The organism is Rhodococcus sp. 14-2483-1-1 (genome assembly GCF_002259335.1).
Classification (GTDB): domain Bacteria; phylum Actinomycetota; class Actinomycetes; order Mycobacteriales; family Mycobacteriaceae; genus Rhodococcoides.
Genome location: NZ_NPFX01000014.1, coordinates 306,995 through 323,086 on the forward strand (window position 1 = coordinate 306,995; position 16,092 = coordinate 323,086).

The 16,092-nt window shown below is 65.0% G+C and carries 15 protein-coding genes; 12 read left to right on the top strand and 3 right to left on the bottom strand.

Annotated elements, in window-relative coordinates; translation table 11 throughout:
* Positions 1–46: 46 nt before the first annotated feature.
* Positions 47–1,990 (bottom strand): acetate--CoA ligase, encoded by a 1,944-nt coding sequence (gene acs, locus CH294_RS12740; RefSeq protein ID WP_094738138.1) that lies wholly within the window; start codon positions 1,988–1,990, stop codon positions 47–49.
* Positions 1,991–2,477: 487 nt separating this feature from the next.
* Here acs and CH294_RS12745 point away from each other — a divergent pair, with 487 nt between their 5' ends.
* The 5 genes from CH294_RS12745 (at position 2,478) to CH294_RS12765 (ending at position 8,505) form a co-directional block, all read left to right on the top strand.
* On the top strand, positions 2,478–4,058 hold the full coding sequence (locus CH294_RS12745) for an ABC transporter substrate-binding protein (protein ID WP_080730760.1): 1,581 nt from the start codon (positions 2,478–2,480) through the stop codon (positions 4,056–4,058).
* 140 nt (positions 4,059–4,198) lie between these two features.
* Positions 4,199–5,122 carry an ABC transporter permease gene (locus tag CH294_RS12750; protein ID WP_032380042.1) on the top strand — a complete coding sequence of 308 codons (924 nt, stop codon included), beginning with the start codon at positions 4,199–4,201 and terminating at the stop codon, positions 5,120–5,122.
* A complete protein-coding gene (locus CH294_RS12755; RefSeq protein WP_094609308.1) occupies positions 5,115–6,053 on the top strand; it encodes an ABC transporter permease in 939 nt (312 codons plus the stop codon). Before CH294_RS12750 ends, CH294_RS12755 begins: the two co-directional genes overlap by 8 nt.
* 1 nt (position 6,054) lies before the next feature.
* The gene (locus CH294_RS12760; protein ID WP_037149938.1) at positions 6,055–7,728 is read left to right on the top strand and encodes an ABC transporter ATP-binding protein; all 1,674 of its coding nucleotides are present in this window, start codon (positions 6,055–6,057) and stop codon (positions 7,726–7,728) included.
* Between the two features lie 30 nt (positions 7,729–7,758).
* Positions 7,759–8,505, top strand: coding sequence for an oxidoreductase (locus tag CH294_RS12765; RefSeq protein WP_094617950.1), 747 nt, complete (start codon positions 7,759–7,761; stop codon positions 8,503–8,505).
* Between the two features lie 359 nt (positions 8,506–8,864).
* On the opposite strand, the gene CH294_RS12770 is transcribed toward CH294_RS12765, so the two are convergent.
* Positions 8,865–9,710, bottom strand: a complete 846-nt coding sequence (locus tag CH294_RS12770) for an HAD-IB family hydrolase (protein WP_230592590.1) — start codon at positions 9,708–9,710, stop codon at positions 8,865–8,867.
* 334 nt (positions 9,711–10,044) lie between these two features.
* Here CH294_RS12770 and ssd point away from each other — a divergent pair, with 334 nt between their 5' ends.
* The 7 genes from ssd (at position 10,045) to CH294_RS12805 (ending at position 14,650) form a co-directional block, all read left to right on the top strand.
* Positions 10,045–11,160, top strand: a complete 1,116-nt coding sequence (ssd, locus tag CH294_RS12775) for a septum site-determining protein Ssd (RefSeq protein ID WP_094738139.1) — start codon at positions 10,045–10,047, stop codon at positions 11,158–11,160.
* Positions 11,157–12,341 (top strand): TadA family conjugal transfer-associated ATPase, encoded by a 1,185-nt coding sequence (locus tag CH294_RS12780; protein WP_094703976.1) that lies wholly within the window; start codon positions 11,157–11,159, stop codon positions 12,339–12,341. Before ssd ends, CH294_RS12780 begins: the two co-directional genes overlap by 4 nt.
* Complete coding sequence (locus CH294_RS12785; protein WP_037149928.1) at positions 12,338–13,117, top strand: type II secretion system F family protein; 780 nt, start codon at positions 12,338–12,340, stop codon at positions 13,115–13,117. Before CH294_RS12780 ends, CH294_RS12785 begins: the two co-directional genes overlap by 4 nt.
* The gene (locus CH294_RS12790; RefSeq protein WP_094738140.1) at positions 13,114–13,686 is read left to right on the top strand and encodes a type II secretion system F family protein; all 573 of its coding nucleotides are present in this window, start codon (positions 13,114–13,116) and stop codon (positions 13,684–13,686) included. Before CH294_RS12785 ends, CH294_RS12790 begins: the two co-directional genes overlap by 4 nt.
* Before the next feature lie 63 nt (positions 13,687–13,749).
* Positions 13,750–13,953 carry a DUF4244 domain-containing protein gene (locus CH294_RS12795; protein WP_032380048.1) on the top strand — a complete coding sequence of 68 codons (204 nt, stop codon included), beginning with the start codon at positions 13,750–13,752 and terminating at the stop codon, positions 13,951–13,953.
* 23 nt (positions 13,954–13,976) lie between these two features.
* Positions 13,977–14,288: a TadE family type IV pilus minor pilin gene (locus tag CH294_RS12800; protein WP_094738141.1), complete on the top strand. Its 312-nt coding sequence runs from the start codon at positions 13,977–13,979 to the stop codon at positions 14,286–14,288.
* Positions 14,285–14,650 carry an Rv3654c family TadE-like protein gene (locus CH294_RS12805; protein WP_094738142.1) on the top strand — a complete coding sequence of 122 codons (366 nt, stop codon included), beginning with the start codon at positions 14,285–14,287 and terminating at the stop codon, positions 14,648–14,650. Before CH294_RS12800 ends, CH294_RS12805 begins: the two co-directional genes overlap by 4 nt.
* A gap of 161 nt (positions 14,651–14,811) precedes the next feature.
* Here the strand turns inward: CH294_RS12805 and CH294_RS12810 are convergent, their stop codons facing one another.
* On the bottom strand, positions 14,812–16,071 hold the full coding sequence (locus CH294_RS12810) for an alpha-hydroxy acid oxidase (RefSeq protein ID WP_094738143.1): 1,260 nt from the start codon (positions 16,069–16,071) through the stop codon (positions 14,812–14,814).
* Positions 16,072–16,092: the final 21 nt, after the last annotated feature.

Below are 16,092 nucleotides of genomic sequence, written 5' to 3' on the forward strand. Positions count from 1 at the left end.
GGTGCGGTTGAGTGCCTCAGGGGGCACTCAACCGCACCACTGGCCGTCAGCGGCCTTTTTTGATTGCCTCGAACACCTTCGGGTCGACGAGGGTGGAGACGTCGCCGAGTTCGCGGCCCTCGGCCACGTCGCGCAGCAGTCGACGCATGATCTTGCCCGAACGCGTCTTCGGCAACTCCGGCACGATGGAGATCTCGCGCGGCCGGGCGATCGGCGAGATCTCCTTGGAGACCTGCGCTTTGAGTTCGGCGATCAACGCATCGCCGGTGTTCTCCTCGCCGGCGCGCAGGATGACGAATGCGACGATGCCCTGTCCGGTGGTGTCGTCGGCCGCTCCGACGACGGCGGCTTCGGCGACACTGTGATGGGTGACCAGTGCCGATTCGACTTCGGAGGTGGAGATGCGGTGGCCGGAGACGTTCATGACGTCGTCGACGCGGCCGAGGACCCACAGGGCGCCGTCGTCGTCGTACTTGGCGCCGTCACCGGCGAAGTACCAGCCTTCTTCGGCGTAGCGGGACCAGTAGGTGTCCTTGTAGCGGTCCATGTCGCCCCAGATGCCGCGCAGCATCGCCGGCCACGGCTCGTCGAGGACGAGGTAGCCGTTGCCGCCGTTGCCCAGTGGCTTGGCGTCGTCGTCGACGATCTTGGCCGAGATACCGGGCAGGGGGGTCATGGCGGAGCCGGGTTTGGTGGCGGTGACGCCGGGCAGCGGGGAGATCATGATCGCGCCGGTCTCGGTCTGCCACCAGGTGTCGACGATCGGGGCGGTGCCGCCGCCGACGACGTCGCGGAACCAGCGCCACGCCTCGGGGTTGATCGGTTCGCCGACGGATCCGAGCAGGCGGATCGAGGACAGGTCGTGGGCTTCGGGAATCTCCTTGCCCCACTTCATGAACGTGCGTACGAGGGTGGGGGAGGTGTAGTAGATCGAGACCTTGTACTTCTCGATGACGTTCCAATGCCGGTGCTCGTCGGGCGAATTGGGAGTTCCTTCGTAGACGACCTGGGTGGCGCGGTTCGAGAGCGGCCCGTAGACGATGTAGGAGTGTCCGGTGACCCAGCCGATGTCGGCGGTGCACCAGTAGACGTCGGTGCCGGCCTTGTGGTCGAAGACGTTGTGGTGGGTGTACGAGGTCTGGGTGAGGTAGCCGCCGGAGGTGTGGATGATGCCCTTGGGCTTACCCGTCGTGCCGGAGGTGTAGAGGATGAACAGGGGGTGCTCGGCCGGGAACGGCTGCGCCTCGTGCTCTGTCGACGCTTTCGCGACGGTCTCGTGCCACCACAGGTCCCGTCCGTCGGTCCACGCGACGTCGGAGTCGGTGCGCTTGACGACGAGGACGTGTTCGATCGAGGCCGCTCCGTCGACTGCTTCGTCGACGGTGTCCTTGATGGGGGCAGGTTTGCCGCGTCGCCATTGGCCGTCGGTGGTGATGACGAGTTTGGCTTCGGCGTCGTCGATGCGGGAGCGCAGTGCGGTGGCGGAGAAGCCGGCGAAGACGACCGAGTGGGTCAGGCCGAGGCGTGCGCAGGCGAGCATCGAGACGATGGCCTCGGGGATCATGGGCATGTAGATCGCGACGCGGTCGCCGGAGACGAGGCCGAGTTCGGTCAGGGTGTTGGCGGCTTGGCTGACCTCGGCGAGCAGGTCGGTGTAGGTGACGTCGCGGCTGTCGCCGGGTTCGCCTTCCCAGTGGATGGCGACCTGGTCGCCGTGGCCGTCGAGGACGTGGCGGTCGACGCAGTTGTAGGCGACGTTGAGCTCGCCGTCGGCGAACCATTTGGCGACGGGGGCGTCGGACCAGTCGAGCACTTCGGTGAACGGGGTGTGCCAGTGGAGCCGGCGGGCTTGTTCGGCCCAGAACCCGAGTCGATCCTTCTCCGCGGCGGCGTAGAGATCCGCCTGAGCGTTCGCCTGAGCCGTGAACTCGGCCGAGGGTGCGTAGGAAGCAACCGCGGTCTCGTCGGTTCCGGAGGTACTGGTCGTCATCTCGAATAGCTCTCTTTCGTCCGATGCTTTTCGCCCATGAAACGGCACTCAACAGCCGGTCTCGAGCCCCTAGTGAGGGTAGTCACATGTGATGGCGATCGCACCGTTGCAATCGCCTGCAACCCCCTGATCTGCGGTGATCGGTAGTTTCTGCACGATGGGCGGTCATCAGGGCGCTCGGGGAGTCGGCTCGGCAAGGCTGGAGTCCGCACTGTGAGAAATCGACTTGCTCAAACGTTTCGATCATGTTTCCGACTTACTCGCGGGTCAGCAAAATCTGGGGGAGTTCACATGTTCGTTTCAGGATGTGTCTAAAGTCCATCCCATCAGATCGTTGGAACGGCTCACATGCCGTGCCATGCGGTCGCCCACGAAACCCCCGGGCGTCGCGCCCGAGGAACTGAGCACGGATGACCCCGTGTTCACATCTGGATGGAGGATTTCCTTGCGTATCAAACGTGCCGCGGTAGTCACCACGGCTGTGCTGATGAGTGCGAGCCTGCTCGCCGCCTGTGGCGGTGGTGGCTCGAGCTCCGGCGGCAGCGCCGACGGGATCTACAGCATCTACATCGGCGAGCCCGAGAATCCGCTGGTTCCCGGCAACACCACCGAGAGCGAAGGCAGCCAGGTCCTCAAGGCACTTTTCACTCCGCTGGTCACGTTCAACGACGAAGACAACAGCGTCGAGTACAACGGCGTCGCCGAGTCCGTCGAGTCCGAGGACAACGTCACCTGGACCGTCAAGCTCAAGGACGGCTGGACCTTCCACGACGGCACGCCGGTCACCTCGGAGTCCTTCACCAAGGCGTGGAGCTACAACGCATTGAGCACCAACGCTTTCGGTGCTTCCTACTTCTTCGAGAACATCGAAGGCTACGCAGATCTGCAGGGCAGCGACACCGCCGCGCCCGCCGCGACCGAACTGAGCGGACTGAACGTCGTCGACGACACGACCTTCACCGTCAAGCTCAACGGACCGTTCGCGATCTTCCCGTTGACGCTCGGCTACACCGCGTTCGATCCGCTGCCGGAGGCGTTCTACGCCGACCCGACCGCATTCGGTGCGCGCCCGATCGGTAACGGCCCGTTCAAGGCCGACTCGGACTTCGTCCCCGGACAGGGCTTCACCGTCACCAAGTACGACGACTACGCAGGCGACAACGCGGCCAAGTCCGCAGGCGTCAACTTCAAGGTCTACACGGAGCTGAACACCGGCTACAACGATATCCAGGGCGGTGGACTCGACATCATGCTCGATCTGCCCGAGGATGCTTGGGCCACTGCGCGTGATCAGTTCGGTGATCGTTACGCCGACCGCGCTCGTCCCGATATCACCTCGCTCGGCTTCCCGACGTACGACCCGCGGTTCCAGAACCCGAACGTGCGCAAGGCATTCTCGATGGCCATCGATCGCCAGGCCATCGCGACGGCGATCTTCACCGACACCCGCACCCCCGCAGACTCCTTCGCCTCTCCCGTGGTCGAGGGCTACCGCGCGGACGCGTGTGGTGCTACCTGTGAGCTCAACGCCGACGAGGCCAACCGCCTGCTCGACGAGGCCGGCTTCGACCGCAGCCAGCCGGTCGATCTGTGGTTCAACGCCGGTGCAGGCCACGACTCGTGGATGACGGCCGTGGGCAACCAGATTCGCGAGAACCTGGGCGTCGACTACGCACTGCGCGGCGATCTGCAGTTCGCTCAGTACCTGCCGCTGCAGGACGCCAAGGGTATGACCGGCCCGTTCCGCTCGAGCTGGATCATGGACTACCCGTCGATCTACAACTTCTTGTCCCCGCTGTACTCGTCCGCGGCACTGCCGCCGGCCGGTAGCAACGCCACCTTCTTCAGTGACCCGGCATTCGATGCCGCGTTGGCAGAGGGCAACAACGCCGAGGACATCGAAGCTGCGACGGCGGACTACCAGAAGGCAGAGGACATTCTGTTCCAGCAGATGCCCGCTACCCCGCTGTTCTACGGCCTGAATCAGGCAGTCTGGTCCGATCGCGTCTCCGACGTCAAGATCGACAACACCGGCGACATCGTCCTCGAGGACGTCGTAGTCAGCTAATAACGGACACCGGTGGGTGGCAACGGATGTGACTCCGTTGCCACCCATCGGTTCGTTTCGGCGGTGGGCTCTACGCCCGCCGAAGACCTGCGTAAGCGAGACCCGATTCGCAGGATCGCCGCATCCAAGGAGAAACCACAGTGGGTCGCTACATATCCCGCCGATTGCTGTTGACGATTCCCGTCCTGATCGGCTCCTCTTTTCTCATCTTCGCCATGGTGTACGCATTGCCCGGTGATCCCATCCGCGCCCTTGCCGGTGATCGCCCGCTCGCCCCTGCCGTCGTCGCGCAGCTGCGAGACGAGTACAACCTCGACGACAACCTGTTCGTCCAGTACTTCAAGTACATCGCCGGATTCTTCCAGGGCAACTTCGGCACCGACTTCTCCGGCCGCCCCGTGCTCGACACCATCGAGCGGGCCCTGCCCGTCACCATCAAGCTGACGATTGTCGCCGTGGTCTTCGAAACGGTCATGGGCATTGCAGCCGGTGTCCTGTCGGCCCTGAAGAAGGGGTCGTTCTTCGACAACCTCGTGCTCATTTCGACGACGTTGCTGGTCTCCGTCCCGGTCTTCGTGCTCGGCTTCATCGCGCAGTTCACGCTGGGGGTGAAGCTGGGTGTCTTCCCGATCTCCGGTATCAACAACGGGTGGTCGAGCTACCTGCTCCCCGGCCTGGTGCTCGCGTCGCTGTCGATGGCCTACGTCGCCCGATTGACTCGTACGTCCGTGGCGGAGTCGATGGCGGCGGATTACATCCGTACCGCAAAATCCAAGGGAATCAGCAACCGCCGCATCATCGTTCGCCATGCGCTCCGTAATTCGCTGATTCCCGTCGTCACCTTCATCGGTGCCGACGTCGGCGGTCTGCTGGGCGGTGCGATCGTGACGGAAACGGTGTTCAACCTGCCGGGTCTCGGCCGCGCTATCTACGACGCACTGGCGCGTCAGGAAGGTGCCGTCGTCGTCGGCATCGTGACGCTCTTCGTGTTCTTCTACATCTTCTTCAACCTCGTGGTGGACGTTCTCTACGCGGTTCTCGATCCAAGGATTCGCTATGAATAAGGAAGATACGAACGCAGCTCACCACGCCGCGGACGAGGGCCAGCCGGGCAACGTCATCACCGGCGAGGCCGTGGATCTGGTCGGCCAGGCCAGCCTGTGGGGCAACGCGTGGAAGTTCTTGCGCAAGAGCCCCTTCTTCATCATCGGGTCGTTCCTGCTCGCTGTGCTCCTGGTGATGGCGGTGTTCCCGCAACTGTTCGCTCGGGGGATCGACCCACGGGTGTGCTCGCTGTCCGACTCGCGCCAGACCCCCAGCGCCGAACACTGGTTCGGCACCGACATTCAGGGGTGCGACTACTACGCCAACGTCATCTACGGTGCGCGGATCTCGCTGTCGATCGGTGTGCTGTCGGTCATCGGCGTGCTCATCGTCGGTGTGCTGATCGGTGCTCTCGCAGGGTATTTCGGCGGTTTCATCGACAGCATCCTGGCTCGGTTCACCGATGTGTTCTTCGGAATCCCGCTGCTGCTCGGTGCTCTCATTCTGTTGACGGTGACCGCACAGCGCACGATCTTCACCGTCTCGCTCGCTCTGATCGTGTTCGGCTGGATGACGGCGATGCGACTGGTCCGATCGAGTGTCATCGCGATCAAGAACAGCGAGTACGTCCAGGCCGCTCAGGCGCTCGGTGCGTCCACGTACCGAATTCTGGTGCGGCACATTCTGCCCAATGCCCTTGCGCCGGTGATCATCTACGCCACCATCTCGGTGGGTACGTTCATTGCGGCCGAGGCGACGCTGACGTTCCTCGGAATCGGACTGCAAGCTCCCGAGATCTCGTGGGGCCTACAGATCAACCTCGGTCAGAACGTGTTCCTGACGGCACCGTACCTGGTGCTGTTCCCGGCCGCGTTCCTCTCCGTCACGGTGCTCGCGTTCATCATGCTCGGCGACGCACTCCGTGACGCACTCGATCCGAAACGGAACTGACATGAGTATCCAGAAGGACACGGTCCTGACCGTCACCGATCTGACGGTCGAGTTCGAGGTCGAGAAGGTGTGGCGCAAGGCCGCCGATTCCGTCTCGTTCACCGTCGCGGCCGGTGAAGTACTGGCCATCGTCGGTGAGTCCGGATCCGGTAAGTCGACCACCGCCATGGCCATTCCTGGTCTGCTGGCGGACAATTCGCGCGTCTCGGGCAGCATCGTGCTCGGCGACAAAGAATTGGTCGGGCTGCCGGAGAAGCAGCTGGCACCGATCCGCGGCAAGAACGTGGCGGTCATTTTCCAGGAGCCGATGACGGCGCTCAACCCGGTGTACTCGATCGGCTGGCAGATCACCGAGGCCATCCGCGCGCACACCTCGCTGTCGAAGAAGGAAGCGAAGGCGCGGGCCGTCGAGCTTCTGAAGCTCGTCGAGATGCCTGATCCGGAGACTCGGGTGGACTACTACCCGCACCAGCTCTCCGGTGGTCAGCGTCAGCGCGCCATGATCGCCCAGGCGCTGTCCTCGGATCCGTCGCTGCTGATCGCGGACGAGCCGACTACCGCATTGGACGTCACGGTGCAGGCCGAGATCCTCGACCTGATGCGCGACCTGCGGAACCGCATCGACGCGTCGATCGTCCTGATCACCCACGACATGGGTGTGGTGGCCGACATGGCCGACCGCATCGCGGTGATGAAGGACGGCGTCATCGTCGAAACCGATGCTGCGCAGAAGATTTTCAAGGATGCGTCGCATCCGTACACGCAGCAGTTGCTCGCCTCGGTTCCGCACCTCGGCAGCAGCATCGAGTCGGTGGCCGCGGGGACCATCGCCGAGCCGAGCGCCGTCGAGGACACCCGCGCACTGAGCATCGTCGACGGCGTCATCGACTACCCGGGCCGCACGGTCTTCCGGGCTGTCGACGGGGTCAGTCTCGATATCGAGATGGGTGAGGTGGTCGGTCTCGTCGGCGAGTCCGGCTCGGGCAAGTCCACGATCGGCAAGGCCGTGGTGGGCTTGAACAAGCTCACCGGCGGCTCGTTGTCCATTGCCGGCGTCGACATCACCAACATGTCGAACCGCGAACTGCGCGCGGTGCGCAGCAAGGTCGGCATCGTGTTCCAGGATCCGGGTTCGTCGCTGAACCCGCGCTGGCCGATCGGTCAGTCGATCGCCGAGCCGATGCTGTTGCACACCGAACTCGGCGCATCCGAGCGGAACAAGAAGGTCGAGGAGCTGCTCGACCAGGTGCACCTGTCGCGAACCATGCGCAATCGGTACCCCCACCAGTTGTCCGGTGGGCAGCGCCAACGAGTCGGTATCGCACGGGCGCTGGCCCTGGAGCCGACGCTGCTGGTGGCCGACGAACCGACGTCCGCGTTGGACGTGTCGGTGCAGGCGAAGGTGCTCGAGCTGTTCAAGGAACTGCAGCGTGAGTACGGTTTCGCGTGCTTGTTCATCAGTCACGACCTCGCTGTGGTGGAGGTGCTGGCCAAGCGCATCGCGGTATTGAACAAGGGCAAGTTGGCCGAATTCGGTACGACGGACCAGATCCTGCGTCGTCCGACCAACGAGTACACCAAGCGGTTGCTCGCGGCCGTCCCGGTGCCGGACCCGGCCGAACAGGCCAAGCGTCGCCAGGCCCGCGCCGAGCTGTTGGCGGCAGGGGCAAAGTAGGGGTGAGGGGAGGGGGTACCGTCGTCTGTCGTGACGGACCCCCTCGCCCCGCTGTTGGAACTGCCCGGTGTTGTCGACTCCGCCGAACGCGCGCGTGACGCTCTGGGCGCAGTGCATCGACACAAGACCAACCGGCGCGGCTGGCCGGCCAACGCGGCCGAGGCTGCTGTGCGTGCAGCTCGGTCGTCGTCCTCGCTCGAGGGCGGTTCGATGGATTTTCCCCGCGACGGTGAAGAAGGCGACCCCATCCTTGCCGGCGCACTCCGCGTCGCCGCCGCCCTGGACGGTGACGCTCTGCAGAACACACTGTCGACCTGGAAGCGCGCCCCGTTGCAGACCCTTGCTCGTCTGCACTTGTTGGCCGCGGCCGACCTCGTCGACGACGCCTCCGCCCTCGGTCGCCCTCGCGGCGATGCGGGAGTCGGCGAGCGACTCGATCTGCTCGCTCAGCTGGTGACCGGTGGCACCTCTGCACCCGCCCCGGTGATCGCAGCGGTGGTGCACGGTGAGTTGTTGACGCTCAAAGCTTTCGGATCTGCCGACGGCATCGTTGCGCGCGCTGCATCGAGACTGGTGGCAGCATCGTCGGGATTCGATCCACACAACCTCGGCGTGCCCGAGGTGAGCTGGATGCGCCGAGCGAACGCGTACCGAGACGGCGCATCCGGATTTGCCGAGGGCACCGCGACCGGCGTAGGAAGTTGGGTGATTCTGTGCTGTGGAGCTTTCGAAGCCGGTGCGGCAGAGGCGACTTCGATTGCCGAGGCTGCGCAGTAGTGAGCACGTAAAAGGGCGGCGATGCCGACTTGCGTCGACGTCGCCGCCCGTTAGCACGGAGCGCCTGGTTACCAAGCGTGCACAGGTGGGCTGTGATGGACTACCACGTGGCCTCGGCGAGGATTCGACAGTGATGAGGTCATCCCTGCAACCGGTGCAGGGTTCTTGCTGATCATTGGCGAATTTCGCAGGCCCACAGCGCTTCTGCCATTAGGTGGCAAGCTCCGCGTGGGTGCCGGTGTCCGTGCTGGGAATCCCGGTCGGGAGAGCGAATCTTCTCTTCCGATTCGTTCTTGGCCTTGCGTTCTTCCGTACGTCCTTTGTACCCCGTGACGCGCCTCACATCAAGGGTTTGTGCCTCATCGTTTTCTACGAAGCAGCCCGTAGGTGATCACACCTGCGGCAAGAGCGCTGAAACTTGCTGCGGCACTGACCGCTACGGTCTTTCCGGACGGGGTCTGGATACGCGATCGTAGCGAGACCGGGTTGGAGAACGTGAGAATCGGCCATCCGTTGGAGGCGGCTTCCTTGCGCAGTGCGCGGTCGGGGTTGACGGCAGTCGGGTGCCCGACAGCGCGGAGCATCGGTACATCGGTGATCGAATCCGAATACGCGTAGCTCGAGGCCAGGTCGTAATCATGTTGCGCTGCCAGGGAGTTCATGGCGTCGACCTTGCCCTCGCCGTAGCAGTAGAAGTCGACCTCGCCGATGTACTTGCCGTCCACGGTCACCATCGTGGTCGCCATGCTGTGGTCGGCTCCCAGCAGTTCTGCGATGGGATGCACGATTTCGTCGCCGGACGCCGATACGATCACGACGTCGTGCCCTCTGAGCTTGTGGTCGGCGATGAGGTCGGCCGCCTCGGCGAACACGAGGGGATCGACGATGTTGTGCAGGGTTTCTGCAACGACTGCCCGTACCTGTTCGACGTCCCACCCGGCCGTCATGCTCGCGATGTGGGCGCGCATGCGTTCCATCTGGTCGTGATCGGCCCCGGAGAGCAGGAACAGGAACTGCGCGTAGCTGCTTTTGAGCACTGCCCGCCGGTTGATCAGACCTTGGTCGAAGAACGGCCTGCTGAATGCCAGCGTGCTGGACTTCGCGATGATCGTTTTGTCGAGGTCGAAGAATGCCGCGACGCGCGCTGGGCGTCGGCCGGCGGGGGCGTCGTCGTTGCTCGCGCTCTGGGTCACGTTTGTCACCATAGTGGCAGGTGGTGACCGGAGGATGTCCTGTGGTGGCACTGGCGGACTCGGCCGAAGTTCGTCCAGAAAATCCGACAGTTGAACTTGCAAACAAGGACATCCACGGGTGTAGTATTTTCTATGAGCCCGGTTCATTCCGGGCGGTGTTCAGCCCGACCCCCCGGGGCTGAACCAGACGACCCTCGCCTCCTCCCCCCCTGGCGAGGGTCGTCCTCTTTTCAGGGGTAGGTCGAAAAGTGGTACAGAGGTACCGGTATTCATCCACAAGGCCGAATCTATCCACATTTCCCCAAGTCGCGCGCATCTCGAGCAGATTCTCACGCAGGCTTGGCTCATGAAAACGGACCGGTTACAGCACAGCGCACACTCGTCCGTCGCGATGTCGATCGAACTTCGCGGTCTGCGCGAGGACGTGTATCGAATTGCGGCGGCCGCGGATTGTGTTGTGGAAGAGCAGAACTTACTGGTCGGTATCGATTCGACACGGTCGATCTGGGATCACGCCGGGACTGTTTTGATCGATTTTGCTTCCGCCGAGACTGCTCTGTCGATCGGATATCCACGACGAGCGGGTGTCGTTCTCGTGACTGCTGCAACGCCGACACTCGACGACTGGCGAACCGCCACCGCGCTCGGTGCCGAACAGGTGATCTCGCTGCCCTCGGACGAGGATGCATTGGTGCGCCTGCTGGGCGAACCGGCGTCGGCACCGACAGGAGACGGTGGCGTCATCGCCGTGGTCGGCGCGCGGGGTGGAGCAGGATCGTCGACGCTCGCCGCTGCGCTCGGTCTGAGTGGTAGCAGCGCGGGTCGGCGTGCATTGCTCGTGGAGGGCGACCGGTACGGCAGTGGACTCGATCTGTTGCTCGGCTGGGAGAACACGCCCGGTCTGCGGTGGTCCGGATTGGTCGTCGAAGGTGGTCGAGTATCCGCCGACGCCTTGCACGGTGCGCTGCCCTCGCGGGACGGGCTGTCCGTGTTGGCCCTCGGCAGATCCGAGAGCCGGAGCCTCGGGCTGACTGCCGTCGCTGTGACGGCTGTGCTCGACGCAGGACGCGCAGCGGGCGATCTGGTGGTGTGCGATGTCCCGCGTCATCCCGGCGACACCTCCGACGCTCTGTACGCCGCCGCGGACCTGGTGGTTCTGGTGCTGCCGGCCGAGCTGCGCGCCGTCACGTCCGCAGAAGCGATTGCAGCGCACGTGGCAGATCGAAATGCCAACGTCGGCATTGTCGTTCGAGGACCTGCACCGGGCGGGCTGCGGGCCGATGATATTGCCGTTGCCCTCGATCTACCGCTGTTGACGTCGATGCGTGCCGAGCCGGGATTGGCCGAACGACTCGAGCGGGGCGGCCTCGTTCTCGGTCGACGTTCGCCCTTGGCGGCAGCGGCGAGCGGCGTGCTGGAGACCTTCGCGCAGAAGCCCGGCGCAGGGCGGTGGGCGGCATGAGCGCCGTTGTCACTGCGGATCTGTTGGACCGCGTCCGTGATCGCCTTGCTCTGTCTGCCGCCGCTCCCGTTCCGGCGACCGTGGCCGCGGCCATCCGAGCCGAGGCAGGTGGTGTCATCGGTGACACGGATATGCTTGCGGCGCTGCGGGTTCTGCAGACCGAGCTGACCGGAGCGGGCCCGCTCGAGCCGCTGCTGTCCGAGCCGGGAGTGACCGACGTGCTGGTCACCGCGCCGGATCAGGTATGGATCGATCGTGGGCGCGGACTCGAACGCACCGAGATTCGCTTCGCCGACGAAGCGGCCGTGCGTCGGCTGGCGCAGCGGCTCGCACTGTCGGCAGGTCGGCGATTGGACGACGCGCAACCCTGGGTCGACGGTCGGCTGCCTGGAGTGGGTCGGGACGTGTTCGGAGTCCGGCTGCACGCTGTGCTGGCACCGGTGGCGAGCGGGGGAACGTGTGTGTCGCTTCGGGTTCTGCGACCCGCGACACAGGGACTAGCAGCGCTGCGTGCATCGGGCGCCGTGACCGACGCCGGCTACGAGCTGCTGCGTCGAATCGTGTTCGGACGCTTGGCCTTCTTGGTCGTCGGTGGTACCGGCGCTGGAAAGACCACACTCCTCGCCGCGATGTTGGGTGAGGTGGATCCGGCCGAACGGATCGTCTGCGTGGAGGACGCGGCCGAGTTGGCACCGGCACATCCGCATGTGGTTCGTCTGGTGGCTCGTGCACCCAATGTCGAAGGGGTGGGGGAGGTATCGGTGCGGCAGCTGGTGCGTCAAGCACTGCGGATGCGCCCCGATCGGCTCGTCGTCGGTGAGGTACGCGGGGCCGAGGTCATCGACCTGATGACGGCTCTCAACACCGGGCACGACGGCGGAGCCGGAACGATCCATGCGAACTCTCCCGCCGAAGTGCCGGCGCGTCTCGAAGCCCTTGCAGCGCTGGGCGGAATGGGACGCGATGCGCTGCACAGTCAGCTTGCCGCGGCCGTTCAGGTGGTGCTACACGTTCATCGCAGCGCGGACGGTACGCGACGGTTGCGGGAGATCGGGGTGGTCGACGTCGATCCGACCGGACGGGTGCACATCGTGCCGGCCTGGTCTGTGGACAGCGACGCACTGCCGGGTGAGAGACGACTGGTCGAACTGCTGGACCGACGCTGCGGCGATGCCCGATGACGGCCGTACTGGTGCTCTTCGCAGTCGCAGTTCTGTTGTGGCCGAACAGTTCCAGGGGACTGGCGCGAGGGAAGCGCAGGGTATCGACGGTGCCGCAATGGCTGGTGCCGAGCTGCGCTGCGCTGGTTGCGGTTGTCGCGGTGTGGTGGCTCGGCGGCGTCTGGGCCGTGGGCGCAGCGGCGGTGGCGGGAGGTACCGGGTGGAGTCGCTACAGGCGGCGGCTGGAGCGCGATCGGCGTGCGATCGAATTGCAGTGGTTGGCAACCGGAGTCGAGGTCATCGTCGGCGAGCTTCGCGTGGGATCCCACCCCGCCACGGCCAGTGCGGTGGCGGCCGACGAATGCGGCGGAATTGCCTCGGCTGCGTTGCGCGGTGCGGCATCGCGGTCCAGGCTCGGCGGCAGGGCTGCCGACGGTATTGCCGCGTCCGATTCGCTGCTGGACGCCGAGCTCGGCCGGCTGGCCGCAGCGTGGCACGTGGCCGACGAGCATGGGCTCGCGCTCGCTGAACTTCTGGACGCTGTTCGCGACGACATGCTGGGACGCAGACGGTTTCGCGAAAGAACCGAGGCGTCGCTGGCCGGTGCGCGGGCTACCGCGCTGGTGCTGGCAGGCCTGCCGATCCTCGGTGTTGCGCTCGGCCAGTTGATGGGTGCGAATCCGCTGCAGATTCTGCTCGGCGGTGGGGTGGGCGGCATTCTGCTGTGTATCGGAACGGCACTCGGCTGCGCGGGCCTGCTGTGGACCGACGCGATCACCGGCAAGGTGACCACATGATGTGGGCTGCAGTCCTCTGCCTGGCAACGGCGTTGGTCGCTGTCCCTTCGGTCGGCGGCGGACTACGCAGACATGCAGCCGAGGGCCGCGCCGAGACCGACACTGTCGATGTTTCGAGACCCGACCCACTCGCGGTGGCAACGACATTCGACCTGCTCGCCGCGTGCTTGCGATCGGGCCTTCCGATCGCAACGGCCGCTACAGCGGCAGCGCAGTCCGCTCCCGCCTCGTTCGGGATCGCGTTGCGCAAGGCCGCCGATCTGCTCGAACTCGGGGCCGATGCCGAGACCGCATGGGACGCCGTCGCTCACGATCCGGAAACCGAGGCGTTGGCGCGAATGGCACGCCGATCTGCACGGGCGGGCTCGTCCATGGCGTCGGCGATGACGGAACTGGCTGCGACACAACGAACTCGCGCCGAGGACGCGTCGGCCGCTGCGGCCGAACGCGCGGGCGTGCTGATCAGCGGGCCGCTGGGTCTGTGCTTTCTGCCTGCCTTCATCTGTCTCGGGATCATCCCCGTGGTGATCGGACTGGCGGGCAACGTACTGGGTGGCGGTCTGCTGTGACCGCCGCGCCGACAATCTTCCGTTGCGGAACTGCCGCGTCGGAGAACAGGGAGGGGAATCGAGATGATCGAGAACGCATTGCAGGAGTTGAAGACTCGAATCGTGCTGTTCGGTGTGGAGGACGATGGCATGTCGACCGCGGAGTACGCGATCGGCACCATTGCCGCCGCGGCGTTCGGGGCGGTGTTGTACACGGTGGTGACGGGGGACAGCATCGTGTCCGCGTTGACGGGGATCATCGATCGAGCGTTGAACACTGCCGTCTGATCGCGACCGATGATGACGGTGCCGTGACGGTGGAGGCGGCGTTCGCGATCGCGTCCATCGTCGCGGTGATCGTGGTGTGCATCGGGGCGATCGTGTCGGTGACGATGCACATCGGCTGCGTCGATGCTGCCAGAGAGGCGGCTCGATTGGCGGCCAGAGGTGATGGGGCCCGGGCTGTGTCGGTGGGGGAGAGAGTTGCGCCGGAGGGGGCGCGCATCACGGTGACCGAGGACGGAGAGTTCTTCGTCGCGCGGGTGGAGGTGGAGAGTCCGCTGCCGGGGTTGACATTGTCGGCTGAGGCGGTTGCTGCTGTGGAACCGGTTGCTGTGGAATGAGGCTCGCTTTCCGGTCGGCGCCGCGTGATGACGAGGGTGGGGCGACGGTGTTGGCGGCGCTCGCAATGTCGGCATTGATTGCGGTCGTGGCGATGGTGATGCACGTCGGCTCGGCGGTGGGTGCTCGTCATCAGGCGCAGTCGGCGGCCGATCTCGCTGCGTTGGCGGGTGCGGGCGCACTGGATCGTGGGGTGGCCGACGCTTGCGAGTCGGCGCGATCAGTGGCGAGCAGGATGTCGACCGATTTGCGGAAGTGCACGATCGAGGAGTGGGACGTGATCGTGACGGTGGGGCAGCCGGTGTTCCTCGGGCGCTTCGGAATGTCCGACGCCATCGCCTCGGCGCGGGCGGGTCCGGGGTGAGGGTCCGCCCGTCCGCCCGCTGGACTGCCCGAATCCGCAAACGCGCGCGCGTTTGCCAGGTGCGAGCGGAATCGCCCCGTCTGGCCAGCGATTTCGCGAGCGTTCAGCGAATGCGCGGGCGTTTGCCTCGAACCCCGACCTCGACGTTCCGCCTGCAGCGTTCAGTGTGGCGTCACTGTGCGGGCCCCGGACTGCAGAGGAGCGAGTCGGGTGAGCTGGGTGACGTGCTCCGGGGTCAGCTCTGCAAGCGAATTGACCTGCAGCAGTTGCATGGTACGCACGATTTCTTCGCGCAGGATGTCGATCATGCGGTCGACGCCCTCGCGACCGCCTGCCATCAGGCCGTAGAGGTACGCCCGGCCGACGAGTGTGAACGACGCACCCATCGCGATGGAGGCGACGATATCGGCACCGTGCATGATGCCCGTGTCGACGGCTACTTCGAATTCGGAGCCGACCTCCCGGACGACCTGAGGCAGCAGGTGGAAGGGGACGGGAGCGCGATCCAGTTGTCGACCTCCGTGGTTCGACAGAATGATCCCGTCGACTCCCAGTTCGGCAAGACGTACCGAATCTGCCACCGACTGAACACCTTTGACGACCAGCTTGCCGGGCCAGACATCACGGATGACGTCCAGATCCTCGAACGAGATGGACGGATCCATCGCTGAATTGACCAGCTCTCCGACCGTGCCGCCGGTAGAAGACAACGACGCGAACTCGAGCTTGGCCGTGGTGAGGAAGTCCCACCACCACGGACGCGGAATGGCGTTGGCGATCGTCGACGCGGTCAACTGCGGCGGGATGGAGAACCCGTTGCGCTTGTCTCGTAGGCGAGCTCCGGCGACGGGTGTGTCGACCGTGAACAGGAGTGTGTCGAAGCCTGCCTTTGCTGCGCGTTCGACCAGCCCGAACGAGATTGCGCGATCTCGCATGACGTAGAGCTGGAACCAGTTTCGCCCATTCGGGTTGGTGGCCTTGACGTCCTCTATCGACGTGGTGCCCAGGGTCGAGAGGCAGAACGGAATTCCCGCAGCTCCGGCTGCGGCAGAGCCGGCGTATTCGCCCTCGGTCTGCATGAGTCGAGTGAAGCCCGTCGGGGCGATGCCGAACGGAAGCGCAGACGGCCCGCCGAACACCGTCGTCGAGGTGTCGACGTGGGAGACGTCGCGCAGGATCGAGGGATGGAACTCGACGTCGCGGAAGGCCTGACGAGCTCTCGACAGCGAGATCTCGGCGTCGGCGGCACCGTCGGTGTAGTCGAATGCCGCGCGCGGGGTGCGTCGACGGGCGATGGTGCGGAGATCGTCGATGGTGAGTGCGGCGTTCAGGCGTCGTCGACGCAGATTCAGATCGGGCTTCTTGAACGATAAGAGGTCACGGAGATCGGAGGGGTTGGGTATCTGCCGGGTGATGGGCATGTGACGGTCTCGATTCTGTGG

Bases quoted from the DNA above. Each gene is read 5' to 3' on its own strand.
- acs (WP_094738138.1), bottom strand. From the start codon at position 1,990: ATGACGACCAGTACCTCCGGAACCGACGAGACCGCGGTTGCTTCCTAC.
- CH294_RS12745 (WP_080730760.1), top strand. From the start codon at position 2,478: ATGAGTGCGAGCCTGCTCGCCGCCTGTGGCGGTGGTGGCTCGAGCTCC.
- CH294_RS12755 (WP_094609308.1), top strand. From the start codon at position 5,115: ATGAATAAGGAAGATACGAACGCAGCTCACCACGCCGCGGACGAGGGC.
- CH294_RS12760 (WP_037149938.1), top strand. From the start codon at position 6,055: ATGAGTATCCAGAAGGACACGGTCCTGACCGTCACCGATCTGACGGTC.
- CH294_RS12770 (WP_230592590.1), bottom strand. From the start codon at position 9,710: ATGGTGACAAACGTGACCCAGAGCGCGAGCAACGACGACGCCCCCGCC.
- ssd (WP_094738139.1), top strand. From the start codon at position 10,045: ATGAAAACGGACCGGTTACAGCACAGCGCACACTCGTCCGTCGCGATG.
- CH294_RS12780 (WP_094703976.1), top strand. From the start codon at position 11,157: ATGAGCGCCGTTGTCACTGCGGATCTGTTGGACCGCGTCCGTGATCGC.
- CH294_RS12785 (WP_037149928.1), top strand. From the start codon at position 12,338: ATGACGGCCGTACTGGTGCTCTTCGCAGTCGCAGTTCTGTTGTGGCCG.
- CH294_RS12790 (WP_094738140.1), top strand. From the start codon at position 13,114: ATGATGTGGGCTGCAGTCCTCTGCCTGGCAACGGCGTTGGTCGCTGTC.
- CH294_RS12795 (WP_032380048.1), top strand. From the start codon at position 13,750: ATGATCGAGAACGCATTGCAGGAGTTGAAGACTCGAATCGTGCTGTTC.
- CH294_RS12805 (WP_094738142.1), top strand. From the start codon at position 14,285: ATGAGGCTCGCTTTCCGGTCGGCGCCGCGTGATGACGAGGGTGGGGCG.
- CH294_RS12810 (WP_094738143.1), bottom strand. From the start codon at position 16,071: ATGCCCATCACCCGGCAGATACCCAACCCCTCCGATCTCCGTGACCTC.